The organism is Filomicrobium insigne (assembly GCF_900104305.1).
GTDB lineage: Bacteria > Pseudomonadota > Alphaproteobacteria > Rhizobiales > Hyphomicrobiaceae > Filomicrobium > Filomicrobium insigne.
Map to the genome: position 1 here is coordinate 66977 of NZ_FNJC01000001.1, position 23569 is coordinate 90545.

Sequence of the window (23569 nt, forward strand, 5' to 3'; positions counted from 1 at the left end):
CACCTTGATCCTAGCTCAGACGCCAGCATCATACGCTTCGGGCACCACAACCTATAATTGCCATTCACGCACGCTCGAATTGCGTAGTGGCAATACGGAGCATGGCTCAGTCTGTTGTCGTCGTTTGGGGTTGTGCCCATCACATACATTCTCGGGACTGAACACCGGCTCCCCGCTCAGCATTCCTGCGCCCCGCAACGATCAAGCTTGGAATTTTCTGGTTGGCGCACCGCTGCGCGGGCTCACCTTGGCACCAGAGCCTCCCCCTCCGAGACGCCACGTCTAGCTCACTCTATCGCCCAATCTGATTTTCAACTTGGCGGGTCACCACGCCCGCGAGAGGGGATTTGTGCCCTTCGCTCGGAGGTCTTTCACATGTTGTATCATCCTGAGCGTATTAGCGTGCCGCTCATCACACCCGCTTTCCGTTCCCGTATCAGTCGTCGGATGGTGTGCTCAGCCGCGGCTCTCGCAGCTCTAACGTCATCGTTCCTTGCACCTCAGGTTCACGCGCAAGGTTTTTTCGATAGCATGGCTCAGTCGCGGATCAGCAAACAGACTGTCCGGCTAAATACGGAGTACCCGGCAGGCACAATCATTGTCAGCTTTGGTGATCGTCGGCTTTACCGGATTGAGGAAGGGGGGCAGGCAACCTCATACCCAATTACCGCCCCTGCCAAATACGCGAATTGGGAGGGAACGCTTCCCGTCACCATGAAGCGGGTCAACCCATCGTGGCGGCCAACGCCGTCCATGATCCGCAAGAATCCGAAACTACCGAGTTACGTGCCAGGTGGTCATCCGCAGAACCCGTTGGGCGTTCGTGCCCTTTATCTTGGCGACACGCTCTATCGCATTCACGGCACGGACGCTCCGTGGACAATTGGGGAAGCCGTCTCTGCGGGTTGTATCCGAATGTATAATGAGGACGTTAAGGACCTCTACAGCCGAACAAAAATCGGCGTAAAAGTCATCGTGACGCGAAAAAAATTCCAACCTAAGCGCGTTGCGGCACGGTGACACGCAAAATTTTTTCTTGTTGGCGGATCGGGAATACCGTCCCTGATCCGCCGAACTTGACGATCTGCGTATTGTCCCGCGACGGCAAAGCATGAAATTCGTTTTTACGATTCAATCTATTCGCGCTGAAATTGCGTCGATTGAGCGCCTCGAGGGGCCCGTTGACTGTTCTGTTAAAGGGGCGCACATGATGCTTATTCAAAAACGGCCACGGTGGCGGCGGCTCGAAACACGCTAACTGATTTTGCGTATTGAGAGCTTCTGCCATCCAGAGAAACACTGGAAACAGGGCCAGCCTTCGCGTCAAAGAGGGCGCCTTTCCAATACCTACGCAATTCTTTAGGGGATCTGGTCGATAACCGTTCTGGTCCCTTGAACACCAGACCTGTGATCGGAGATGCGATCGTGAGCGCTTTTTACGAAGAAACCGTTCTGTCGGTCCGCCACTGGACTGACACGCTGTTCAGCTTCACCACGACACGTAGTCCCTCGTTCCGCTTCGAGAACGGACAGTTCACGATGATGGGACTTGAGACAGAAGGTGGTCGGCCGTTGATGCGCGCATATTCGCTCGTCAGCCCAAACTACGAAGAGACCCTGGAATTCTTTTCGATCAAAGTTCCTGACGGGCCGTTGACTTCGCGCCTTCAACACATCCGCGAAGGCGACCGCATTCTGGTGTCGAAAAAGCCCGTTGGCACACTTATTATCGATAACCTTAAACCAGGGCGAAATCTGTTCTTGTTCAGCACGGGAACCGGACTTGCTCCATTCATGAGCATCATCCGTGATCCTGCGACGTATGAACGTTTCGAGAAGGTTGTTCTCGTGCATGGCTGCCGGCAGGTGGCCGAGCTAGCTTACAGCGAACGGATCGGCAGAGAACTTCCCGAGGACGAGTTCATCGGCGAACTCGTGCAGGGGCAGCTTATCTATTATCCTACGGTGACCCGCGAGCCCTTCGAAAATCGTGGCCGGATCACCGATCTTGTGACCAGCGGAAAGCTGTTCTCAGATCTCACGTTGCCACCGATTGACCCCGAACTTGATCGCGCCATGTTGTGCGGCAGCCCCGAGATGCTTCGGGAAATGACGCAAATTCTGGAAGATATGTCCCTCACCGAGGGGAACAGCGGAACGCCCGGCGAATATGTGATCGAAAAGGCGTTCGTCGAAAAGTGACGATCGAACAAACGCGCACCTGAGAGCCGCTTATCATAGGCTTGTCGAAGCGGTTTCGCCCGGAGCGGAACCGCTTTTTTACTGAAGCGCTATTGGCGGGCGCACCTCAGATGACTTCACCTCTGGTGAGCTCATCCTCGGCATCATCAATCGAAAATCCGAGGTTTTCGAACCCATTGGTGAGGTAGTCCGCGAGCAGAGGAAGCCCCAGCAGATAATCCGCCGTCGGGTTCGTACGCTCTTCGCGTGCAGTCCTTAGCGCCTCGCCAAATTCTTCCGGTTCAAACGTCCCGCGCCCGACCCATGCTATGGCAACGAGCTCGGCTTGCTCATCATCGTTCAGTTCGGCGATGAAGGTCGCAAGTTCGGTGCGCACCGGATCATTCGCGAGGTTTTCCAGTATTGCATCGCTGACGTCATTTTCGTCGCTCGCATCCGGATCGTTCCAGGAATCAACTTTTGCGTCGAACTCGCGGGCCTTGATAATGACATAAGCGACTTTTTCGGGTGTGATATTGAGATCCACCTGATTGCTGTCCATGTGTCGTCTCCTAACGCAGCAATGCGAGAGCTTTCTACGCTCTGCCTCAAGAAGCGGCTGCGGGCTTTGATCGACCTCAAAGCGCTACCCGCCTCCCAAACCTCAATGAGGCGAACTCAGCCAAACAACGCACCACGACGTAATTGGTTGAGTTTCATCTTGTCTGGTGGTTTCACATCTCTGTTTGGAACGTCTGTCACGCTTGACCGTTAACGCGGATTTGCAGCAGTGGACCGCAAGATTGCGGACTGACATCGAGCGTTGTCACTGGAGGGTAGCTCAAGAATGGCTTCAACGGTCCCGGAAGCGAATGGCGCCCAAGCGGACGTAATCGCGTTTCTAGAAAACCCGGCGAACTATGCGCCTGCGCCGGAAGGCGTCGACCGCATCGATACACATGGGGCCATCGTTTTCCTTGCCGGCGACTATGCCTACAAGATGAAACGCGCCGTACGCCTTCCCTATCTCGACTTTTCGACGCTTGACCAACGGCTGAGGGCCTGCAATCGCGAGTTCGAGCTCAACACAAGAATTGCTCCTGAACTTTATCTTCGCGTCTGCCCGATCCTTAGGCAGCCCGATGGGATGCTGTCCTGGCAGGGTGCAGGAGAGATCGTTGAATACGTCCTGATCATGAGACGTTTCGAGCAAAGCCAGCTCTTGGATGAAATGGCTATCGCGGGGAAGCTCGATGAAAAGCTTATGGTCCCGCTCGCCCATCACATCGTCGACACGCACGGAAGTGCCACCGTCCATAAAGACGTTGATCCAGCGAAGAGCTTTGAAACCATCCTGGAGCACGTGACCGCTGCACTTACCCGCGACATCAGCCCGATCCCTGTTGACGACGTGGCAGCTTACAGGGCTGCAGCTTCAGCGGCGCTCCGCGAGACCACGCCGTTGATGCGAGAACGGGCGCGCCAAGGCTTCGTGCGGCGGTGTCATGGGGACATGCACTTGCGCAATATAGTGCTTCTCGAAAGCGGGCCGACGCTGTTCGATGCACTCGAATTTGACGAGACCCTGGCAACGATCGACGTGCTCTACGGCCTCGCCTTTCTGCTCATGGACCTTTACCGGCGAGGTATGCGCCGTCACGCATGCCAGCTCTTCAATCAATATCTGCAGGATCAATCCGGCATTCGCCACCTGGAGGGCCTAGCTCTTCTGCCGTTCTTCTTATCCTGCCGGGCGGCGATACGCGCGATGGTGGGTTTGGATAGAAAAGCCAATGTCTCCCAAGACCGGACAGCTGCGATCGATGACGATGTAAGGCAGTATTTTGCATTTTCCCGACAGTTTTTGACGCCGCCCCGGGCTCGTCTGATCGTGGTCGGTGGATTATCTGGAACGGGCAAAACCACGGTAGCGCGCATGCTCGCGCCCGACATCGAACCTGTTCCCGGCGCGCTGCATCTGCGCAGCGACGTGGAACGCAAGCTCATGTACGAATGGGATCCGGAGGAGCCTCTGCCTGAGTCTGCGTATGCGGAAAAGGTAACGGCGCACGTTTATCAACGGCTTGGAGATAAGGCCGAGTGCGCTCTAAGAGCTGGCCACTCAGTTATCGTCGATGCGGTTTTCGCGACGGAGAGCGAACGCAGGGACATTGAAGCGCGCGCCCGGAAAGCCGACGCCGAATTCTTAGGCCTATGGCTAACTGCGCCGGCTGATGTTCTGTATGCCCGCGTTTCCGCGCGCGAAGGGGACGCCTCAGACGCTGACGTTCAAGTCGTCCACCAACAGCTTTCTTACGATATAGGAGTGGTCGACTGGCAGCATATAGACGTTGACGCCGGCCCAGACGAGGTCCGTTTGCGTGCTGCCAAAATCATAGGATTGCCGCAGCACAATTAGCGCTTATTAGTTTCCGACTTCGAGTTCAAATCGGTTCGGTGGAACAATGATATCGTGAAAAGAGATTGGAGCATCACGGAATGTGAAGCTCCTGGCCTTTATTCTAATGGCCACTTCACCTGGTTTGCAGCCCAACATTTCTGCCTGTTTCGGATCCAGTTCGCAGCGTGAAATCAGATGCGTGGAACGAAATGTCGGGGCATTGAACCGCTCATGCAAGAAAATCCGAAGATTTTTTCCAGCGAGAATTGCCGGAGGTGTATCGAGGATCGGACGAAAACGCTGGCCATCGACATAAAGATCCGACCACAACCGAAATTCATCCGCTACCGACACCACGCGCGAAATCTTCACATAACTCGGGGATTCCCCCAAAAATTTTGACCAGTCACCTTTCTCTTTCACTTCCTCGACGAAAAGTTCCCTGGTTTCCCAGGGCATTAGCCCAGATCCATCCGGGTTACGAAAACGGAAGTACCATACTGTTGAACCTTGTTCGCGCGTTTGGGAAACGAATGTCCCAGAACGCCGAGACCGCTCTACCAGGCTCGCATTCTGCAGAGCCCGCATTGCAGCCTGCACTGTGCCAACACTGATATTGAGCTCGTGACTCAGTTCTTTTTCCGTGGGGAGCCGGTCTCCGGAACGCCAGTACCCCCGCTCAATCAATTCTGAAATAGCATTCACCAAAGCCTGAATTTTGGAGATGCCGGCTTCCGCAGAAAAATTTGACAGGGTGCGTATGAGCACGTCAAACCGTGCGGTGTCACGCTGATCAGACCGCGTAAAAGGCACTGTAACCTCATGGTTTTGCGCAAGATTATTTTCAGTATCAGCCATAGCAATAACCCGTCTTTCGTGATGGAAACTATACTGCAATCTAAAGACGCATACCAAAAAGACGTATGATTTAGATCAAGACGGTTGATCTTTAATACCCTTGTCGGCGATCCGCGCAAATATGCGTGTGTCGGATACGGACGGATAAGACCCGCACATGTAATTGGCAGCCCACTGGGCGGAGATGCACAGTTTGGCAGATTTTTTGCCCAGCGCTTAAATAATTTGCTGGTGTCGGCGAGGCATTGTCACACTTCAGTGACACCTCACTGGCATCTACTAGCTCCGCCGTGATAGTGGCTCGCATTCTGGGTAATTGGCAAAGTTCCGGGCCAGCGGAATTTATGGCAGAGTTCTCCTTGTGCGCACTGCCATCGTTCGAGGGATCATATGTTCATCAGTGTGCTTGAAATTTTTAAAATCGGCATCGGACCGTCGAGTTCACACACGATGGGGCCGATGGTGGCTGCCAATCGGTTCCTTGATGAATTGCGGACAGGCAAGGGCACAAGCGTTGCCCGCCTTGGCGTGACGCTCTACGGATCGCTTGCGTTTACCGGGAAAGGACATGCGACTGACCGGGCTGTCATCTTGGGGCTGGCCGGTCTTTTGCCAGAGGTGCTTGATTACGACCACGCGGAGGCGACGCTCGCAGCAATCTCCGGCACAAAACAAATTAGTGCGCCTGGGCTGCCTACGTACAGTTTCGATCCGGCCGTGGATATCGTTTTTGATTATGGTCCGGCCCTGCCGGGCCACGCCAATGGCCTGTGGCTTCATGCCTACGATCAGGACGGCCAGGAGATTCACGCGACGATCTATTATTCGATCGGCGGCGGTTTCGTGCTCACTGCGGACGAACTTGAAGCCGGGGTGACCTTATGCACAGAGCCCGCAATTCCGAAGCCTTTCCCATTCAAGAGCGCGCAGGAGATGCTTCGATTAGGCAAGGAGTCGGGCAAGAGCATTCTTGAGATGAAGCGCGCCAACGAGCTTTGCCTGAACGGGGAAGAAGAGCTAACGCACCGGCTCGATAAAATCTGGTCGGTTATGAACGATTGCATCGACCGTGGGCTCGCGACTGAAGGGACGTTACCGGGCGGGCTGGCCGTCAAACGCCGCGCCAGCGCCATCTATAAAAAATTAAGTCAACATCGCTCCAATGCTCTCTATGCACATGAGATCAATGATTGGATTTCCACCTTTGCCATGGCAGTGAACGAAGAGAACGCTGCAGGCGGACAGGTCGTGACAGCCCCAACGAACGGTGCGGCCGGCGTTATTCCGGCAGTGATCCGGTATTATCTTGAGTTTTGCCCCGGGGCGCAGCAGAGCGACGTGCGAGATTTTCTGCTGGTCGCCGCTGCTATCGGAGGCCTAATCAAACACAACGCTTCGATATCTGGAGCTGAAGTCGGGTGCCAGGGCGAGGTGGGCTCCGCTTCCGCGATGGCGGCGGCAGGCTTGTGCGCCGTTCTTGGAGGCACAAACGAGCAGATTGAGAACGCGGCAGAGATCGCACTTGAACATCATCTCGGCATGACTTGCGACCCCGTGAAAGGATTGGTGCAGGTTCCGTGCATCGAACGCAACGGGTTCGGCGCTGTTAAAGCTGTGACGGCTGCGTCTCTTGCACTCAAGGGAGATGGGTCACATGTGGTCGAATTGGACAAGTGCGTTGAGACAATGCGACAGACGGGCTTCGACATGAGCCTCAAGTATAAGGAAACATCTACGGGCGGGTTGGCTGTGAACGTCGTAGCCTGCTGAAGCATCGCGACTTTGCCGTTGCGAGGGAACCTGTAACGATCATTTAGCGGCGCGGAGCCTTCGTTTGCTCGAAATTTTGGTGGCCATTGCGCCGATTTTTCTCCTTATCGTGCTTGGCCATATTCTGCGCAGGGGCGACATCCCCAGCCTTGAGTTCTGGAGTCTGAACGACCGATTGGTCTATTGGGTGCTCCTTCCATCTCTATTGTTTCAGAAGACCTCTACCAACGAATTTTCGCCAGATCTTATCGGCTCGTATGCCGTTGTGATCCTTGGATCGTTTGCGGTCGTGTTTGTTTGCGCGCTGCTGGTTTTGCGCGTGATGACGATTTCCCCGGCGGCGGGGACTTCGTTTCTGCAAGGCGCTGTTCGCCACAACATGTTCATCGCCTTGGCGGTCGCTGGATCGCTCTACGGTCCGACAGGGCTTGCGCTGGCGACGCTCATTCCGGCCCTTCTCATTCCGGTCACGAATATAGCGATCGTGACGGCCATGGTCGCCATGCTGCACGACGGTGAGGAAAAGGGCTTAACGCGGCATATCCTGCGGGACCTCGTACGGAACCCGTTGATCATCGCGATCGGATTAGGTGTCCTGACGAATATGCTGACCGACGGGCCTGTCCCGGTGTTGAATGAGGCCGCAACCCTTCTGGGGAATGCGTCGCTGCCCGTGATGCTACTTTGCGTAGGCGCCAATATTCGTGTGCGCGGCTTGGAGACGGCCGTCGTCCCGATGTTGATATCCTGCGTTATAAAACTCGTCATATTCCCCGCTGCGATCCTGGTGCTCGCTATTCTCATGGGCCTTTCCGAGATGGAGACCGTCGTCGCGCTTCTTTTCGGCGTGGTGCCCACATCTGCTTCGTCTTACACATTCGCGAAGCAGATGGGTGGAGACGCGCCACTCATGGCGGCGATCGTGACACTGCAGACCGTCTTTGCTTTCCTCACTATGCCTCTAACCCTCACGCTGGCCCGGCAATTTATGTAGTCCGCAACGTGCCACAAGGTCTTGCCTGAGTGCTCACAAAGGCTATTGAGATAGCGCATAAGCGTACATCAGCAGACTGGCCGCCACGCCGTCAGCCGAAATCCATGACATGCGGGCAGATATCGTTTGTCTTGTCCGCCAACGAGACAACGTCATGCAAAAGGAAAAAGAGCACGTCGCCCTGATATCGGTGCTGGCAAGCGGCGGTTTGGCGATCGTCAAGTTTGTGATCGGCTTCATGACGGGCAGTATCGGTCTGATCTCGGAGGGCGTTCATTCTTCCTCGGATTTTGTCGCGACCCTGATCACTTGGTGGGCCGTCCGCGTCAGCCACAAACCCGCCGATGACGACCATCACTTCGGCCACGGCAAAATGGAAAGCATGGCGGCGCTATTCCAGGTCGTTTTGCTTTTTGGCGCTGCCGGATGGATCGCTTATGAAGCGATCAAGCGGCTTCTCGGTGAATCCCACGTCATTGAAGGCGCTTGGATGGCTATCGCCGTTCTGGTCGGCTCCATCATTGTCGACTTCTGGCGCGTACGGGCTCTCCGTAAAGTCGCTAAAGCCACGGGTAGTCCGGCACTCGAAGCGGACGCGCTGCATTTCCTTTCGGATATGCTGTCTTCCGGCGTCGTGCTAATCGGCATGATTTTCGTCGCGTTCGGGCAAATGTCGGCTGATGCTGTTGCAGCTCTCATTGTGGCCTGTTTCATTATTTTTGCGGCGTTTAAGCTGGGGCGTCAGACTTTTGACACGCTGGTTGACACGGCGCCTGAAGGGGCTAGCCGCGCCATTGCCGCGCACGTTGAAAGGATCCCTGAAGTTCTGGCTGTTGAGCGAACCCGTGTACGTAGCGCAGGCGCGACGCTCTTTGTTGAACTCGCTGTCGCCGTCAGCCGGTCACTTCCCCTTGACCATGTCTCGGCGCTAAACGCTCAGATCGTCGAAACGGTCCAGAATGAATTTCCCAACGCCGAGGTGATCGTCGTTGCAGAGCCGCGCGCGGTCGACGATGAAGCCATTGAAACGCACCTGCGCGTGATTGCCGCGAATCTCGGCGCCGCCATCCATCGCCTGACGATCCAACGGGTGGCCGGACGGCTTTCGATCAGCGTCGACATCGAGGTTCAAGCCGATCTCAGCGTCGACCAAGCTCACGATGCCGCCAGCGAACTCGAAGCCGCCATCCGCAAAGAACTCGGCGATGACATCGAAATCGATACGCACATCGAGCCCATGGCAGCGAACTGGCTGTCCGGCAAAGAAATCCCGGACGAGCGCTATCGCACGCTGAAAGACTCGCTCATTGCTTCAGCCGATGAAGGCGGCGTCGTGCGGGACGTGCACAACGTGCGTATTCGCTCGACCGAGCTTGGCCTTATCATGAACTTCCACTGCCGGTTGCCGCCGGACATGCTGGTGAGCGATGCCCATACGGCTGTCGATGAAGTGGAGCGGCGTGTACGTTCGCTCCATCCCGATGTTGTACGGGTTGTCGGGCATGCCGAACCGCAGCGTGCGATTTAGGCATGCCCGTTGCCCGGAGACGGCAGGCAGCGGCCGGCTTATTTCTTCTTCATCGAGGCGATGTAGTCGGAAATTCGGGTTTTGAGCCCCGGCTCCATGACCGAGCGGGCTAATTCGGCGAGATCAGAATCCCGGCGATCGTCGTTCGTCAGTTGCAGGACGCGTTCCAGTCGCGACGCACTCAGAATGGATGCGGCTTCCGTTGCTTCTGTCACCAGTTGCGGCCAGTTATCCTGTTCCGCAATTCCCGTTAGGAAGCCGATGCGCAGAGCTTCGTTAGCTTCCAAGATCTTGGACTTCGACAGCACATCACGGGCATTGTCCCGGCCGATGACTTCGGCCAATCGCCGCGTGCCCAACACGACACCAAAACGCAAGCCCGGCATGCGGAAGCGCGCGCCTGGCGCAGCGATACGATGCGTGCACGAGGCGACCAAATCGGCGGCTGCGCCGAAGCAGGGTCCGTGCACAAGAGCCATCGTCACGAACGGAGCATAGTGCACTGCCTGGAGAAGTGCCTCAACACGCAAGAAGCGCAGAGCGAGATCGCCCTCTGTCTGTTCTTCCAGGCCAGTAAAGTCGAAACCTCCCGAAAAGCCCTTACCCGCGCCACGGAACACGACGAGACGCGTTCCGTCGCCCCGGCAGACTTCAAGCGCAGAGAGAAGTTCTTCGACAATACCGCTATCGAGCGAGTTGAGCTTGGCTGGCCGTGACAACGTCAGCGTTGTCGTTGTTCCGTCCTTGCTAACCTCGACGCTGTTCGCGTCGAGCCGTTCATCTATGGTCATAGACAGGTCTTAGCTTTCCTGTTGCGTTTCGGAGTTTCCGAGCTTCAACGACCGGTTCCACCCTGCGCCACGACGCGTGCAGGCGAGCTGAGCCACTCCTCGAATACCTCTTCGGTGTGAGCACCGAGTTGTGGAGGCTCACGGGAGATCTCAAACTCGTATCCCGTCATCTTCACCGGATAAGCCGTTGTGCACGTCTGAACGCCATTCGGCAACCGCAACTCATGTATCAGTCCCATTTCACGGACATGCGGATCAGCCAGGATCTCCCGATAGGTGTTGATGGGCGCCGACGGGACCCCGCGGCGATCCATCTCCTCGAGCCACTCGCTCGCAGACTTTTGGGAAAACGGAGTATTTAGGATTTCCGCCAACGCCTCCTGATTTTGGGCGCGGTCAAGCTGAGTTTTGAAGCGTGGATCTTCGGTCAGCTCGGGCAAACCGACAGCTTCGGCAACCTGCTTCCAAAGCTCATTGTTACCGGCGGCGATCACGAAATAATCGTCGCTGGCGCGATAGGCTTGGTAAGGCGCGTTGCGCGGATGCGCGGAGCCCAGGCGCCGCCCGTCACGACCGGTGCCGAAAAACTCACTGGTCTGGAGCGCTGCAACGCCGACGAGCGAGCCCAGCATCGAGCAATCAATGTAGGCCCCTTCACCCGTTTCGCGGGCACGCATCAAGGCCGCGAGGATCGTGTAAGCCCCGTACAGACCAGCGCAGAAGTCGCCGACCGGCACGCCGCATTTTACAGGCGGGCGTCCCTCTTCTCCTGTCACGCTCATCAGGCCGCTCATAGCCTGCACCGTCACGTCGAAAGCACCGCGCTGCGCATATGGGCCGGTTTGCCCGAAACCCGATATGGAGCAATAGACGAGACGAGGGTTGAGGCGACTGGCCTCATCATAGCCGAGCCCGAGCCGACGCAACACGCCAGCGCGGAAGTTCTCGATGATCACATCGCTGGCAGCCATCAATTCCTTGAGGTGCGCGATGCTCGGCTTGTCCTTCAGGTCGACGGCGATAGAACGCTTGTTGCGATTAAGCGAAGCGAAGTTCTCGCTGTAGACCTCGCCATCCGGGCTCGGCGTCAATGGCGGCCAACCGCGCATGCCGTCGCCCCCGACTGGATTTTCCACCTTAACGACGTCAGCTCCAAGGTCGGCCAACAGCGAGCCCGTAAACGGGCCCGCTGCGATTTGACCGAACTCAAGAACCTTCACTCCGGCGAGTGGCCCGTTGGGCCCTCTGCTCTTAGCCATTTCTTGTTGTCCCCTTGCCGAAGCAATCTTATTCCGCGGCTTCGGCTGGGCGACCGGCCGTCTCCTCGCGATGCATATCGGCGAAGATCTTACGTGCGCGACGCAGGGCAAGATCCGGCTTGAGGAAGACTTCAGAATAGCCCTCGTCAGGGTATTCAAACATCTTCTGTTGCTCAGCAACCGCCCAGAGATCCTCTGCCGCCACATCGGGGAACATTTCAGAGGCGCGGCGCGCGGTCGATTTGGAAGGATCACCCTTGGACATATGATGTGCGGGGCAATTGATGATGATGCGCCACACGTGGTTACGCTCATCAATCGGGGTGTGCGTATGGATCAGCACGTACCCACGCTCAACACCCTCGACGTTCATCTCCCCGGGGTATTCCTGGTCGCCTTCACGCGGTGCGAGCTCGCCTGGAGGGGCGTTGCGCATAACCACGCGCGTAACACCAGGATTCATAAGGCAGTGCGTGTGGTGCCGGTCAACGACATCGTAGTGGAACCAATCTACAAGGTAGGGCGGCTGGGCGTAGTCGTTGGTCTTGCGAATGGTCATTACATACTTGTTGCCGTCAACTTCGCCCTCTTCCAACTCGATCGGAATACGGCTGTTGGCGATATCACCGATGTTGCCATCGTGCAGCGGATAGAAGTGCGTGATATCGAGCAGGTTCTCGATCAGAAGCAGATAGTTCGAGTCGACGGTCATGGGGCCGACGCAGATCGATTCCCATTTGTCATCGCCAACCTCAGGCACGCGAGGCGGCTTGCGTGTTTCAGACTTATCGGGATCACCCGGCCAGATCCAAACTAAGCCATCCTGCTCTATCACAGGAAACGCGCGGACTACGGCTTGCGGGGAGATAGGCCCGGTGGGGTGAGACGGGATCATCACGCACTTGCCGGACGTGTCATAGCGCAGACCGTGATAGGCGCACTCGAGCGTGCCATCTTCCATCAAGCGGCCCTTGGACAGCGGAAAGCGTTTATGAGAGCAGCGATCGTCATAGGCAACGACATCGCCATCCTTCGTTCGCCACATCACGATCGGACGTTTGGCGATCGTGTGCCCCGTCAGCTTCTCTTTGGGAAAGTCAGACGAGAGCCCGGCAACATACCAGCAGTCTCGCACAAAAATCTGTTCGGTCATTTCGTTTCCTCGCTCGTGTTTATTGTTTTGTTCTGGGGTAACTTGCAGCTCCGGGCCTCGGTTAGAGATCCAATTCAAGCACGCCGCCCTTGGCTCGCGCGCAGCAGACCATCACGTAGCTCTTGCGCTCTTTGTCGCTCAGAACGGTGTCGCGATGCTCAGGATTACCGGAGAGGTAACGTGTAATGCAGGTGCCGCAGTATCCATCCTCGCAGTCGGTATCGACGACGCAACCGGCGTCCTTCAGGACTTCGGAAATTGAGCGATCGGAAGGAACCGGCAACGTTTGCCCCGTGCTCTTGATCTTGACCTCGAAGGGCACATTCTCCGACTGATCGTATTCAATGCCGGCTGAAGCGAAGTATTCGCGGTGGACGGCATGGGGTGGCCACGCTTCCGTGCATTCGCCACAGGCGTTCATGAACCCCTGGGGACCACAGAAATAAAGGTGCGTTCCAATCTCGTAGTTGGAGAGAAGAGCTCTGATGTCGAGCCCATTCTGAGGTATCCCGCCATCGTGATGGATCGTGACCTTGCCAGCCTCGACGTAAGGCGCGAGCTGCTTGAGAAACGCTGTCCGCTCGGGACTGCGGGTTGCGTAGTGCATCGACCACCGCGCACCCTTGGCGTCCAGTTCCGCTATCATGGCCATCATTGGCGTTACGCCGATGCCACCTGCCAACAACAGATGCGCGCGTGCCTCCCGGCCAGCCAAAGGAAAGTGATTGCGCGGATTGCTGACCACCAACGAGTCGCCCTCGCTGATTGCCTCATGCATCAACTTCGAACCGCCGCGGCCGTTTTCTTCCTTCAGGACTGCGATGACGTACCGGTGCCGTTCCGCCGGATCGTTGCAAAGTGAATAGGAACGAATGGTTCCATCCTTCAAATGCACTTCGACGTGTGCGCCGGCCGTAAACGGAGCCAACGGCGTCTCATCAGAAGCGACGAATTCAAAGGTCTTTATGCCTTCTGCAACGTCTTCGATTTTAGCGACACGTACCGTACGCTTTTCCTTGCGCCGTGCCAGATCGTCATCCGTTGACGTCTCATTCATCTCGTTTTCAAACCTGTCCGTCTCTTCAAGCATGTCCACCCTCCGGCGTGATAAGCCGTGTTGCTTTCATGCTCATGCTCGCCCATCCCATCAATCGACGCAAACGATATTAAAAGAACGAATATCATCAATTTTTTTGATCATCATGACACCAAAACGCCGTAAAATAAGGGCCGGCGCCCTGCACGCCATGCTTTGCAGGGCACCGGCATCAGTAGCTCGTTAGGCGGGCCAGCTGAAATTCAGTGAACGTGCGTGGAGGAAATCTCCTTCCGCAACGGTGGTGTAAGCTTTCTGCTCGCCACGGAACTTGTTCATGCTGGCAAAGATCTTCTTCGCCAACGCATCCCGTTCCGTGATCTCGTTTAGAACCTCAGCAGACGTTTCGCCGAGTTTCGTGATCTGCTCGTCGTTGAGCCTCCGGATCTCGACGCCGTGCTTGTTCACAAACTGATCAAGGATGGGCCCAGAGCGCGCCTGGAATTCACTCAACATGACAACATTCGCAGAGAATGCACATTGCTGAACGATCGCTTTGAGATCGTCTTCGAGCGAATCCCACTGCTTCTTATTGACGAAGAGTTCGAGCACTGTTCCCGGCTCGTGCCAGCCCGGGGTGTAGTAGTACTTCGCGTGGCGCCAGAAGCCCAAGGATGCTTCACCGTAAGGGTTGTTCCACTCGACCCAGTCGATCGCACCAGAGGCCAGCGCGGTCGTTACTTCGTTGGCCGGCAAGTTAACAACGGTGGCACCGAGACGCTTCATCACCTCGCCACCGAGACCCGGCATACGCACCTTCAGACCTTTAATGTCGTCGAGCGTATTGACCTCTTTGCGGCTCCAGCCCGGATGCTGCACGCCGGTGTTACCGCAGGGAAAGAACTTGCAGCCAAACGCATCGGCATAAAGTTCATCGCACAGCTTTTCACCGCCGCCGAAGTGATACCAGGCATTGTATTCCTGAGCGGTCAGACCGAAGGGGAAGTTACTGACAATTTCAGCCGCGGGTGCTTTGCCCTTCCAATAATAAGGGCACCCATGGCCCATCTCGACGGTACCCGTCTTCACCGCGTCGATGGATTCAAATGCCGGTACGATTTCGCCGGCAGCGAAGAGCTCAACGGACAAACGTCCGCCGGTGCACTTGGTCACCTGATCCGCAAAGTACTGCGCTCCTGTGCCGAGCCCTGGCAGGTTCTTTTGCCAAGTCGTCACCATCCGCCATTTACGCTTGTTTTGGGCAATTGCTGGCTTGGGGAAAGTCGCAGCGGCTGCCGCAGCCGTTGTCGCTGCAGCAGACACCATGAATGTCCTGCGATGCATGGGTATTTCCTCCGACAATCATTTTTATCGGGAGCCCCGCTTACTTTACGACACCCCCTTTTTTGCAGGAACCGACGCTCGCTGCCGCTGCGTCGCGGAGCGTTCGACGATCCCATGCGAACACTATCGGAGACGAAACGCATCACTACAATCGATTATTTTCAATCTAGACTCTCCATTAAATCTGATAGGATAAAATTGAAACGTCGGGGGTGTTCCATGAAAATCAGTCAATACACACCCAATCATTTCAGCGAAGATCGGGGAGGCTGAACGCATGGCGCGCGTGGGCGAATTAGACGGGTCGGCATTGCCGGCCGACCTTCAAACGCTTTGGAAAACGTTCTCAACCCCTCCGCGCGACTTCACGAACCAAGTCCGCGTGCTTGCCCACTCACCGGATGCGTTTCGGCATCTCTATGGATTGATCGAGGCCTTACGATCATCGCCAAGCCTCTCGCCACGACTGATTGAAATCGCTGTGGTTACGACGAGCCGCGTCAACGCTTGCCCTTATTGCGTCGGACATCACGGAGCCGCCTTGGCTGCGCACGGGCTAGAGCCTGAAACCATCGAAAACATTTTGGAGCCCGATGTACCCGGCCTCAGCGAGAAGGAACGCCTCGTACGGGATTATGCGCGGCTTGTGTCCGAACGAGCCTGGGGCATCAGGGACAGCGTATTTGAGGATCTCTCCAAGCATTTCGACGAGCGGGAGATTGTCGAACTCACCGTGCGCATCGGTTTGTGCACATTGTTCAACAAGTTCAATCAGGCACTGCAAATCGACGCCGAGACAAGTCTCATGACAATGCTCTCTGGCTCTGGATTGGAGGCTGGCGAAGGTATGCCGACATCGCCCGCGCGTACGAACGACAAAACATCGCGCGAGGAAGCCCAATGAATTTCAAGCAATTGGAAACGTATTATTGGGCCGCCAAACTGGGTAGCTTCTGCTCGGCGGCTCAGCGGCTCAATGCAACGCAATCTACTGTCTCCATGCGCATCATAGAGCTTGAGCGCGATTTGGGCGTCGAACTTTTCGACCGAAGTCAACGCACAGCGCGCCCGACGGCCAAGGGTCGCGAGCTAATGGCCTACGCAGAACAGGCGATGCGGCTTTCGGTTGAAATTCAGCAAACCATTGGGGCAGAAGACGCCGCGACCGGCATCTTGCGTATCGGTGTCGTTGAGATGATTTCGGTCACGTGGCTTCCCGCGCTTATGAAGCTCATCCATGAGCGGTTTCCATCCATCACCGTGGAGCTGGACGAAGCGCTCACCCATAATCTTATTGAGCGATTGAATCAGGGCTCACTTGATCTCATCCTGATTCCCGGTCGTGTTCCCGGCTATAGCACGACGCCGGTGCCGCTCGGATACGTCGATTTCGCGTGGGTCGCCAGTCCGTCTCTTGGCGTGCCGGATTCAGTTCTCACACCCAAGCTTATGCAGGAATATCCGATCATCGCTTTATCGCGAGAGTCGTATCACTACACCTCAATTGAAGATTGGTTTCGCTCGGGTGACGCTTATTGCCGCCGCGTAGATACGTGCAAAAGCTTCGGCGTCGCTGCCTCGCTGGCAGCAGCTGGCCTCGGCTTAACGCTGCTCCCGCCTCGCTGCCATCAGGACACGATCGATTCAGGACGATTGAAGATCCTCGAAACCGATCCGGCGGTTCCTCGCGTGGAATTCACCGCAACGACGGCTATCGGCAGCATTCAACCAGTCGCGCGGAAAATTGCGCGACTGGCCGCTGCGGTGAGTAACTTTTCCGATGTGCCGCCGGCCAAATCCGGCCGGCGGGAAAAACGTTCATCCTTACCCGCGTCTTAGCCCAAAAGGACTGACGGCAGCCAGGTCGCAATTTCGGGGAAGGTCCAGATGATGGCCAGCATCAGGATCTGTATTGCGATAAACGGCATCACACCCCGATAGATCGTCGTGGTCTTGATCGACGATGGTGTCACGCCTCTGATATAGAACAGCGCCCAACCAAATGGTGGTGTCAGGAAGCTCGTCTGCAGGTTGATACCCATCATCACGCCGAGCCAAACAGGGCTGATATCGGCCATGAAAAGCGCTGGTGCTACGATGGGCACAACGATGAAAACGATCTCGATAAAGTCGAGCACAAAGCCCATCACGAACATAACAAGCATAACAATGAGCATGGCGGTGAAGAACCCGCCCGGTAGGCCCGTCAGAAACTCATGAACCAAATGATCGCCGCCAAAGCCGCGGAACGTCAGCGAAAAGATCGACGCGCCGATCAAGATCGCAAACACCATTGCGGAAATACGTGCCGTTGAACTTGCGACCTCACGCAATACGCTGATCTTAAGTTGCCCGCGAAGGAAAGCCAACAGAGTTGCCCCCACGCCACCGAATGACGCTGCTTCTGTTGGCGTGGCCAGACCTCCCAGGATGGACCCGAGCACTGCCAGGATAAGGAAGATCGGTGGCACGAGAGCCTTTGCGATCTTGAGGATCAGCTCCGTCCGCCCGACATCCTTGCGATAATATGCCGGGCTCGTCTCAGGGTTAAAGATAGCCATGTAGACGAGATAGAGGATGTATAGACTACTCAGCATTAGCCCTGGGATCAAGGCGCCCGCGAACAGATCGATGACACTGAACGGTTCGACGATGAAATTGCCCTTTGCGAGCTGCGATTCCGCATATACGCCAGATAGCGAGTCAGCCAGCACGACCAAGGCAATCGACGGGGGGATGATCTGACCCAGCGTGCCCGAGGCACAGACCGTTCCGCAGGCCAGCTTGGGGTCGTAACCTGCCTTCAACATCGCAGGCAGGCTCAATAGCCCCATGGTGACAACTGTTGCTCCGACAATGCCCGTCGAGGCCGCCAGCAACATGCCGACGATGGTTACGGATATGCCTAGGCCACCGCGCAACGAGCCGAAGCATTGGCCCATCGTTTCCAGGAGTTCATCAGCAATCCGCGAGCGTTCGAGCATCACGCCCATGAACACAAACAACGGTACAGCAACAAGAACCTCGTTGCTCATCACGCCGTAGAGGCGACCAGGGATTGCGTTGAAAAAGAACAAATCGAACACGCCCATCGAAGCCCCGATGAACGCAAACACAACCGATACTCCCGCCAACGTAAAGGCGACGGGAAAGCCGAGCATCATGGCGGCGCAAACTGCGACGAGAAGCAGAATGCTCATAAGTTCGTTTGTCGGCATCTTATTCCCCCGAATGAGCTGCAGCTGAGCCTTGAGGCGCGGCGTTAAAATCCGGACTCCATTCTTCGGCGCCACGGAGCACCAAGATGCTTCTCAGCAATAACGCTAAGCCTTGAAGACCAACGAGGACGACGAAGGCAAGGATGCAGCTCTTAAGCAGGAACAGGCCGGCTAATCCGCCAGCCTCCTGAGAGCCTTCAAGCCGGCTCCAGGACAGCTCGACATAAGGGTAGGAGACCCACCAGATCAAAATGAGTGTCGGAAACAGGAATGCGAGCGTTCCGAAACCGTTGATCAGGGCTTTTGTTTTTGGGCTCGCGGCGCCGTAAAAGACGTCAATGCGGACGTGCCCGTCGTGGAGAAGCGTGTAACCCGATGCCAAAAGGAAGATGATGGCGTGGGTCCACAAGTAAACTTCCTGCAGCCAAACCCAGCCCAGACTGAACCCATATCGCAGCACAGCGACTAGGCACGTGTTGAAGACTAGTAATATGCTGAGCCACGAGATGACGCGACCAACGCGTTCGTTAAACCACTCTATGGCGGTTACCGCCGCAGCAAGACCTTCCATGTCCCCCCGAAACCCAAAGCGCTTCCACCCTAACCGGCTTTTTCAAGCTCTATAATTTTAGTGCGCATCATGTTGCCACCTGGATCAAAGCCCAGCGTTTTCAGCACAGACGCACGTCGCAATCCAGCCCCGAAATGGAAACCGAATTCAGTTTGGGTCGACAGTCGCAAAGACGACCCATCAACTCAAACGAATTTATTGAATAAGGATTCAACAGGAATTCTGTATTGGTGAGCGTCCCGCGCTTTAGAGTCATGAAGGCTTACGCGACCTCGTACCAGCTGCTCATACCGCCGGCTTGATGCTCAAGCATATGGCAGTGAAGCATCCAGCGTCCCGGATTATGCGCCAGGAAGGCGACCGTTACCTCTTCACCGCGCTCCATCAAAATCGTATCGCGCCAATAGGGTAGAGGCGTTCGCCGCGCGTGCGCGACCTCCTTTACGTGATGGCCATGGAAGTGCATCGCGTGCGGCCAAGCCGTACGATTGACAATGCGTACTTTTACCGTTTTCCCAAGCGGTATCTGCATCAACGGCGATTGGGGCATTCCAACAATTCCGTTGAATGCCCAAATTTTATGATGCTCGCGGACCAGCTCGCGCGCACCATAGCGCTTACCTTTGTACTCGGCGGCTTCAAACGCCGACATCGCACCGCCGGTCATCTCAAGATCTACGTTGATGGCACGATCGAGGTCCAATGCGACCGGCATCGGGTTTTGGGGCAGTAAAGGAATGTCGGTCAGGATATTCGGCCGTTCGCGCTTTTCCTTATGATAGACAAAACGGCCAATACGCAACTTCTCCCGACCGGTATCGGCCAGGATCGAAGTCTGCGCCCCGACGTCCTGGTCGCAATCCAAAATAAGATCTGCGCGTTGTGCAGGGGCTAGGCGTACGAGGTTATTGCCCGGCGCAAACGGACGATCTAATGGCTGCCCATCGAGCGCGATCACCATCGGGACATGTCCCTCGAACGTAATCCCGATAATGCGTGCGTTGGCAGCATTGATGAGCCGTAGGCGCAGGCGCTGCCCAGCGCGTACCGGGATATCCTGTTCGCCGCGCCCGTTGAGCGTCAGGACGTTGCCCAGTCGTCCCGCATGCGAAATGTCGTGCATGCTTCCAAGGGACGCCTCGTCGATGTGACCGTTGTCCCCGAGGCGCCAGTCATCGATCATCAGGACCAGATCTTGATCACAGGGCGGTGGCTGCTGCTCTTCAACGATGAATGGGCCATAAAGACCGCGTGCCAACTGCTCCCAGGTCCGGTTATGCGGATGATACCAATAGGTGCCGGCATCAGGTGGCGAGAAGCGGTACGCGAAAGTTTCGCCCGGAGTGACCGGGGTTTGCGTGAGCCCTGCAACGCCGTCCATGCTGTTATCGATCCGAATGCCGTGCCAGTGGATTGTCGTCGGCTGAGGCAGCGAATTGACGAGATCAATGGCGACTGGTTTGCCCTGCGCAACGCGCAATTCAGGCCCAGGCACATGGCCCTCGTAGCCCCAGATCGGCGTGCGCGGCGCATCTGTCTCCAACAGTTCGGCTTCACCCAGCTTAGCGGTTAATCGCCGTACCTGTTCATTTGTGGAAGGCTGTTGCGCTTTCAGCGACCCCGCCAAGACTGTCGCAGCGGCAAAAGCCGAGGCACCCCCAGTGAATTGTCGTCGCGTGATCGTGAAGCGCATCATCCCTCCGCGCACTGCGGGTGCCGCCAGCTCTTGCCAATATAACGTTATTCTGCAGTTTAGCCGAATTTCGCGGTCAGGTATTGAGGCGTCACTCCAGACTTTGCATTGCGAGTTCGAAGGTGGCATCAAGCGGCTTGTAAATCCGGCTCTGCCCGCACATTCAGTCAGTGCCTTGCCACAGGATCCCCTAGATGAAGTTGTTTTACAGCCCTACCTCGCCATACGCTCGCAAAGTGCTCGTGGTTGCACATGAGAAGGGGCTCGTGGATGCGTTCGAACTTGTGGAGGTCAATCCCTGGAAGGACCCGGAGGACCTGCTTGCGGTGTCGCCATTCTGCAAGGTTCCCACACTTGCGACGAAAGAAGATGGCGTCATCACTGAGAGCACGACCATATGCGAATATCTGGACAACATTAGTGCCGCGCCTTCGCTCGTTCAGCCGAACAGGCTGGAAGTCCTTACGCGCGCAGGAATAGCCCAAGGGCTGAAGGATGCCACAGTGGCATCGGTTCTGGAAGGGCGCCGTCCCGTTGAGTTCCAGTGGCATTCCTGGCTTGAAAGGCAGCGTAACGCTATCACCCGCGCCTTGCCCAGGGTACCAACTCCGCCGTCCGGCCGCTTCGACCTGGGCGATATTGGCTTGGCCTGCGCGCTCGCCTATTTGGACTTGCGGCTGAAGGAGCTCGATTGGCGTAGCCTCCAGCCTGGTTTGGGGCCCTGGCTGGAAGAGGTTAGCACGCGTCCTTCGATGCTGGCGACGAAGGTTTAAGCACTTAGATCTTGAGCTGAAGCTTGCGCAGTTTCGAGTAGAGCGTTTGCGGATTTATCTGGAGACGCTCGGCAGCGCCACCTGCGCCCGACACCCGCCCTTGGCTCGCCATAAGGGCACGTTCCAGATTGCTTCTTTCAAGCTCATCCAATTCCTGCGCCGTCAGTATCCGATCTTCATCGACAGATGTCGCTGCCTTGGCGGGCGCGCGCACCTCTTTCGGCGTATCTGTTCTTCCCGGAAGGTTGAGCTGCAATTTGCCCCGCGTCGACAAAATCGCGGCCCGCTCCATGACGTTCTGGAGTTCACGCGCATTACCCGGCCAATTGTAGCGTTGCAAGGCCTCCATGTCGGCGCGGGTCATACGTGGCTCAGATATATTCATTCGCCGGCAACTGACGCTCAGGAAGTTTTGAGCCAGCGTTGCTATATCTTCCGGCCGCTTCCGTAGCGGCTGGCACTCTATGGGAAACACATTGAGACGGAAGAACAGATCTTCGCGGAAGCGCCCCGCCAACACCTCCTTCTCAAGATCACGGTTCGTCGCGGCGATAATGCGAACATCGACGCCGCGCGTGTGCTCCTCACCTACCCGTTCGAAATAGCCCTCCTGCAGCACGCGCAGGAGCTTCGACTGGAGGTCGATCGGGATCTCGCCCACCTCGTCGAGAAAGAGGGTTCCGCCATCGGCCAGTTCGAAGCGACCGACGCGGTCACGCAATGCGCCGGAGAACGCGCCTTTAACGTGCCCGAAGAATTCACTTTCAAACAGTTCACGTGGAATTGCCGCGCAGTTCACACGAATTAACGGACGGTTCTTCCGTGCTGACGCCTTATGAATCGCGACCGCGACCAGCTCCTTGCCCGTTCCGCTCTCCCCAGTGATCAGAACGTTGGCGTCCGTCGGCGCAACGACGTCGATCTGGCGAATGATGCGCATCGTACCAGCCGACGTCCCCAGAATTTCGTGGTGGTTCGAATGCGTGAGAATTTCTTCCTGCAGGTAGGCGTTTTCCTTTTCCAGCCGCTCACGCAGGGCAGCGTTCTCATCAAGCGCCTTCATGAGCTTATCTTCATTGCTCTTGCGTTCGGATATATCGCGAAAGATCACGACAGCGCCGATGGAGCGGCCATCCTGCATGAGCGGCGTCGACGTGTATTCGATCCACAGGGGCTTGCCGTCCTTGCGCCAGAACACCTCGTCATCGACGCAGGTCACGACGCATTCCCTGAACGCATTGTAGATAGGGCAGCATTCCACCGGATAACGCGAGCCGTCCGCATGCTTGGAGTGAACGACGTCGTGGATCTTGCGTCCGATCAGCTCTTCCGCAGTCCATCCCAACATTCTTTCAGCCGCTGGATTTACGAACGTCGTAATGCCGTTGTCGTCCACGCCATAGATGCCCTCACCCGCGGCGGACAGAATGAGCTGATTGCGCTGCTCGATTTCGCGAAAGATCCGCTCGGCTTTGCGCCACTCTTCCAGACCACGACGAATTGTGACGTTGGCTTCGTTATCCACCGCACGCCGCTGCATGGCGTCGAGATCATGAATTTTGAGGATCAGCACGGCGCCCCTGCCTGTTCCGCAGGCCACAAACTCGTGCTCCACCGACTTCGGCGCATCCTCTTCTGCCTTTGCGACGAGGTCTCGCGAAATCGTATGGCCCTTTACCATCGCCGCTTCCGAGGCCACGTGCAGCTCGCCGAAGGAGTCCGGGTAAAGGTCGCTTACTCTCGTCGTCAGGAGTTCAGCGCGTGTCAGCCCAAAAAAGCGGCAGGCAGCCTCGTTGGCACGCAGAACTGCATTCTCCAACGGGAAGATGATTAATTGTGCCTGGGGTGATGCTTCAAACCCCGTAAGAAGCAGCCGCGCCGCGGGATCGTCAGCCAAACCCGGAGAAGCTTCCGCTCCGAGGATATCGGTTGGGATTACATTCATGACAAAGCCCCCTGCCGAAGAGCATAAAACTCGATTTCTATTTTTTAAATTCAT

General features: G+C 56.4%; 21 protein-coding genes. 9 read left to right on the plus strand and 12 right to left on the minus strand.

All coding sequences use genetic code 11. From position 1 onward, the window contains the following. Positions 1-375: 375 nt before the first annotated feature. Entirely contained in the window at positions 376-1020 is a 645-nt protein-coding gene (locus tag BLS30_RS00315; RefSeq protein ID WP_244512328.1) for a L,D-transpeptidase, read from the plus strand. Here BLS30_RS00315 and BLS30_RS00320 read toward each other — a convergent pair. Next, positions 998-1288, minus strand: coding sequence for a hypothetical protein (locus BLS30_RS00320; protein WP_090225800.1), 291 nt, complete (start codon positions 1286-1288; stop codon positions 998-1000). The two genes, BLS30_RS00315 and BLS30_RS00320, sit on opposite strands and share 23 nt — an antisense overlap. A 137-nt stretch (positions 1289-1425) precedes the next feature. On the opposite strand from BLS30_RS00320, the gene BLS30_RS00325 reads away from it, so the two are divergent. After that, complete coding sequence (locus BLS30_RS00325; RefSeq protein ID WP_046480257.1) at positions 1426-2202, plus strand: ferredoxin--NADP reductase; 777 nt, start codon at positions 1426-1428, stop codon at positions 2200-2202. Between the two features lie 106 nt (positions 2203-2308). Here the strand turns inward: BLS30_RS00325 and BLS30_RS00330 are convergent, their stop codons facing one another. Further along, positions 2309-2743, minus strand: a complete 435-nt coding sequence (locus tag BLS30_RS00330; RefSeq protein WP_090225802.1) for a DUF3775 domain-containing protein — start codon at positions 2741-2743, stop codon at positions 2309-2311. A gap of 285 nt (positions 2744-3028) precedes the next feature. Between BLS30_RS00330 and BLS30_RS00335 the strand changes: the two genes are divergently transcribed. Beyond that, positions 3029-4600, plus strand: coding sequence for a bifunctional aminoglycoside phosphotransferase/ATP-binding protein (locus BLS30_RS00335; RefSeq protein WP_090225805.1), 1572 nt, complete (start codon positions 3029-3031; stop codon positions 4598-4600). A 6-nt stretch (positions 4601-4606) separates the two neighbouring features. On the opposite strand, the gene BLS30_RS00340 is transcribed toward BLS30_RS00335, so the two are convergent. Further along, the gene (locus BLS30_RS00340; RefSeq protein ID WP_090225808.1) at positions 4607-5440 is read right to left on the minus strand and encodes a GntR family transcriptional regulator; all 834 of its coding nucleotides are present in this window, start codon (positions 5438-5440) and stop codon (positions 4607-4609) included. Between the two features lie 390 nt (positions 5441-5830). On the opposite strand from BLS30_RS00340, the gene BLS30_RS00345 reads away from it, so the two are divergent. The 3 genes from BLS30_RS00345 to BLS30_RS00355 all read left to right on the plus strand — a co-directional run bounded on the left by BLS30_RS00345 (position 5831) and on the right by BLS30_RS00355 (position 9732). Next, a complete protein-coding gene (locus tag BLS30_RS00345) occupies positions 5831-7210 on the plus strand; it encodes an L-serine ammonia-lyase (RefSeq protein WP_090225810.1) in 1380 nt (459 codons plus the stop codon). A 64-nt stretch (positions 7211-7274) separates the two neighbouring features. Then, a complete protein-coding gene (locus tag BLS30_RS00350) occupies positions 7275-8204 on the plus strand; it encodes an AEC family transporter (RefSeq protein WP_046478260.1) in 930 nt (309 codons plus the stop codon). A 154-nt stretch (positions 8205-8358) separates the two neighbouring features. After that, positions 8359-9732 carry a cation-efflux pump gene (locus BLS30_RS00355; protein WP_046480256.1) on the plus strand — a complete coding sequence of 458 codons (1374 nt, stop codon included), beginning with the start codon at positions 8359-8361 and terminating at the stop codon, positions 9730-9732. A gap of 38 nt (positions 9733-9770) precedes the next feature. Here the strand turns inward: BLS30_RS00355 and BLS30_RS00360 are convergent, their stop codons facing one another. The 5 genes from BLS30_RS00360 to BLS30_RS00380 form a co-directional block, all read right to left on the minus strand. After that, the gene (locus tag BLS30_RS00360; RefSeq protein WP_052743854.1) at positions 9771-10523 is read right to left on the minus strand and encodes an enoyl-CoA hydratase/isomerase family protein; all 753 of its coding nucleotides are present in this window, start codon (positions 10521-10523) and stop codon (positions 9771-9773) included. 44 nt (positions 10524-10567) lie between these two features. Beyond that, positions 10568-11782, minus strand: coding sequence for a CaiB/BaiF CoA transferase family protein (locus tag BLS30_RS00365; RefSeq protein ID WP_046478259.1), 1215 nt, complete (start codon positions 11780-11782; stop codon positions 10568-10570). A 28-nt stretch (positions 11783-11810) separates the two neighbouring features. Beyond that, a complete protein-coding gene (locus BLS30_RS00370; RefSeq protein WP_046478258.1) occupies positions 11811-12935 on the minus strand; it encodes a Rieske 2Fe-2S domain-containing protein in 1125 nt (374 codons plus the stop codon). 61 nt (positions 12936-12996) lie between these two features. Then, on the minus strand, positions 12997-14025 hold the full coding sequence (locus tag BLS30_RS00375) for a PDR/VanB family oxidoreductase (RefSeq protein ID WP_052743853.1): 1029 nt from the start codon (positions 14023-14025) through the stop codon (positions 12997-12999). A 189-nt stretch (positions 14026-14214) separates the two neighbouring features. After that, positions 14215-15315 (minus strand): TRAP transporter substrate-binding protein, encoded by a 1101-nt coding sequence (locus BLS30_RS00380; RefSeq protein ID WP_046478257.1) that lies wholly within the window; start codon positions 15313-15315, stop codon positions 14215-14217. A 277-nt stretch (positions 15316-15592) separates the two neighbouring features. Between BLS30_RS00380 and BLS30_RS00385 the strand changes: the two genes are divergently transcribed. Beyond that, complete coding sequence (locus BLS30_RS00385) at positions 15593-16219, plus strand: carboxymuconolactone decarboxylase family protein (RefSeq protein ID WP_052743852.1); 627 nt, start codon at positions 15593-15595, stop codon at positions 16217-16219. Next, on the plus strand, positions 16216-17154 hold the full coding sequence (locus tag BLS30_RS00390) for a LysR family transcriptional regulator (RefSeq protein ID WP_046478256.1): 939 nt from the start codon (positions 16216-16218) through the stop codon (positions 17152-17154). The genes BLS30_RS00385 and BLS30_RS00390 overlap by 4 nt, the downstream gene beginning before the upstream one ends. Here the strand turns inward: BLS30_RS00390 and BLS30_RS00395 are convergent. The 3 genes from BLS30_RS00395 to BLS30_RS00405 all read right to left on the minus strand — a co-directional run bounded on the left by BLS30_RS00395 (position 17151) and on the right by BLS30_RS00405 (position 20800). Next, positions 17151-18533: a TRAP transporter large permease gene (locus BLS30_RS00395; RefSeq protein WP_046478255.1), complete on the minus strand. Its 1383-nt coding sequence runs from the start codon at positions 18531-18533 to the stop codon at positions 17151-17153. The genes BLS30_RS00390 and BLS30_RS00395 overlap by 4 nt on opposite strands. 1 nt (position 18534) lies before the next feature. Then, complete coding sequence (locus BLS30_RS00400) at positions 18535-19104, minus strand: TRAP transporter small permease subunit (RefSeq protein ID WP_046478254.1); 570 nt, start codon at positions 19102-19104, stop codon at positions 18535-18537. A gap of 262 nt (positions 19105-19366) precedes the next feature. Beyond that, entirely contained in the window at positions 19367-20800 is a 1434-nt protein-coding gene (locus tag BLS30_RS00405; protein WP_170832377.1) for a multicopper oxidase family protein, read from the minus strand. Positions 20801-20991: 191 nt separating this feature from the next. On the opposite strand from BLS30_RS00405, the gene BLS30_RS00410 reads away from it, so the two are divergent. Then, entirely contained in the window at positions 20992-21570 is a 579-nt protein-coding gene (locus BLS30_RS00410; protein WP_090225816.1) for a glutathione S-transferase, read from the plus strand. A gap of 4 nt (positions 21571-21574) precedes the next feature. Here BLS30_RS00410 and BLS30_RS00415 read toward each other — a convergent pair whose 3' ends face one another. Beyond that, positions 21575-23515, minus strand: coding sequence for a sigma 54-interacting transcriptional regulator (locus BLS30_RS00415; RefSeq protein ID WP_090225820.1), 1941 nt, complete (start codon positions 23513-23515; stop codon positions 21575-21577). Positions 23516-23569: the final 54 nt, after the last annotated feature.

Coding starts and splice junctions, on each gene's coding strand:
- BLS30_RS00315 (WP_244512328.1), top strand. CDS start 376: ATGTTGTATCATCCTGAGCGTATTAGCGTGCCGCTCATCACACCCGCT.
- BLS30_RS00320 (WP_090225800.1), bottom strand. CDS start 1,288: ATGGCAGAAGCTCTCAATACGCAAAATCAGTTAGCGTGTTTCGAGCCG.
- BLS30_RS00330 (WP_090225802.1), bottom strand. CDS start 2,743: ATGGACAGCAATCAGGTGGATCTCAATATCACACCCGAAAAAGTCGCT.
- BLS30_RS00335 (WP_090225805.1), top strand. CDS start 3,029: ATGGCTTCAACGGTCCCGGAAGCGAATGGCGCCCAAGCGGACGTAATC.
- BLS30_RS00340 (WP_090225808.1), bottom strand. CDS start 5,440: ATGGCTGATACTGAAAATAATCTTGCGCAAAACCATGAGGTTACAGTG.
- BLS30_RS00345 (WP_090225810.1), top strand. CDS start 5,831: ATGTTCATCAGTGTGCTTGAAATTTTTAAAATCGGCATCGGACCGTCG.
- BLS30_RS00355 (WP_046480256.1), top strand. CDS start 8,359: ATGCAAAAGGAAAAAGAGCACGTCGCCCTGATATCGGTGCTGGCAAGC.
- BLS30_RS00360 (WP_052743854.1), bottom strand. CDS start 10,523: ATGACCATAGATGAACGGCTCGACGCGAACAGCGTCGAGGTTAGCAAG.
- BLS30_RS00365 (WP_046478259.1), bottom strand. CDS start 11,782: ATGGCTAAGAGCAGAGGGCCCAACGGGCCACTCGCCGGAGTGAAGGTT.
- BLS30_RS00370 (WP_046478258.1), bottom strand. CDS start 12,935: ATGACCGAACAGATTTTTGTGCGAGACTGCTGGTATGTTGCCGGGCTC.
- BLS30_RS00375 (WP_052743853.1), bottom strand. CDS start 14,025: ATGCTTGAAGAGACGGACAGGTTTGAAAACGAGATGAATGAGACGTCA.
- BLS30_RS00380 (WP_046478257.1), bottom strand. CDS start 15,315: ATGCATCGCAGGACATTCATGGTGTCTGCTGCAGCGACAACGGCTGCG.
- BLS30_RS00385 (WP_052743852.1), top strand. CDS start 15,593: ATGGCGCGCGTGGGCGAATTAGACGGGTCGGCATTGCCGGCCGACCTT.
- BLS30_RS00390 (WP_046478256.1), top strand. CDS start 16,216: ATGAATTTCAAGCAATTGGAAACGTATTATTGGGCCGCCAAACTGGGT.
- BLS30_RS00395 (WP_046478255.1), bottom strand. CDS start 18,533: ATGCCGACAAACGAACTTATGAGCATTCTGCTTCTCGTCGCAGTTTGC.
- BLS30_RS00400 (WP_046478254.1), bottom strand. CDS start 19,104: ATGGAAGGTCTTGCTGCGGCGGTAACCGCCATAGAGTGGTTTAACGAA.
- BLS30_RS00405 (WP_170832377.1), bottom strand. CDS start 20,800: ATGATGCGCTTCACGATCACGCGACGACAATTCACTGGGGGTGCCTCG.
- BLS30_RS00410 (WP_090225816.1), top strand. CDS start 20,992: ATGAAGTTGTTTTACAGCCCTACCTCGCCATACGCTCGCAAAGTGCTC.
- BLS30_RS00415 (WP_090225820.1), bottom strand. CDS start 23,515: ATGAATGTAATCCCAACCGATATCCTCGGAGCGGAAGCTTCTCCGGGT.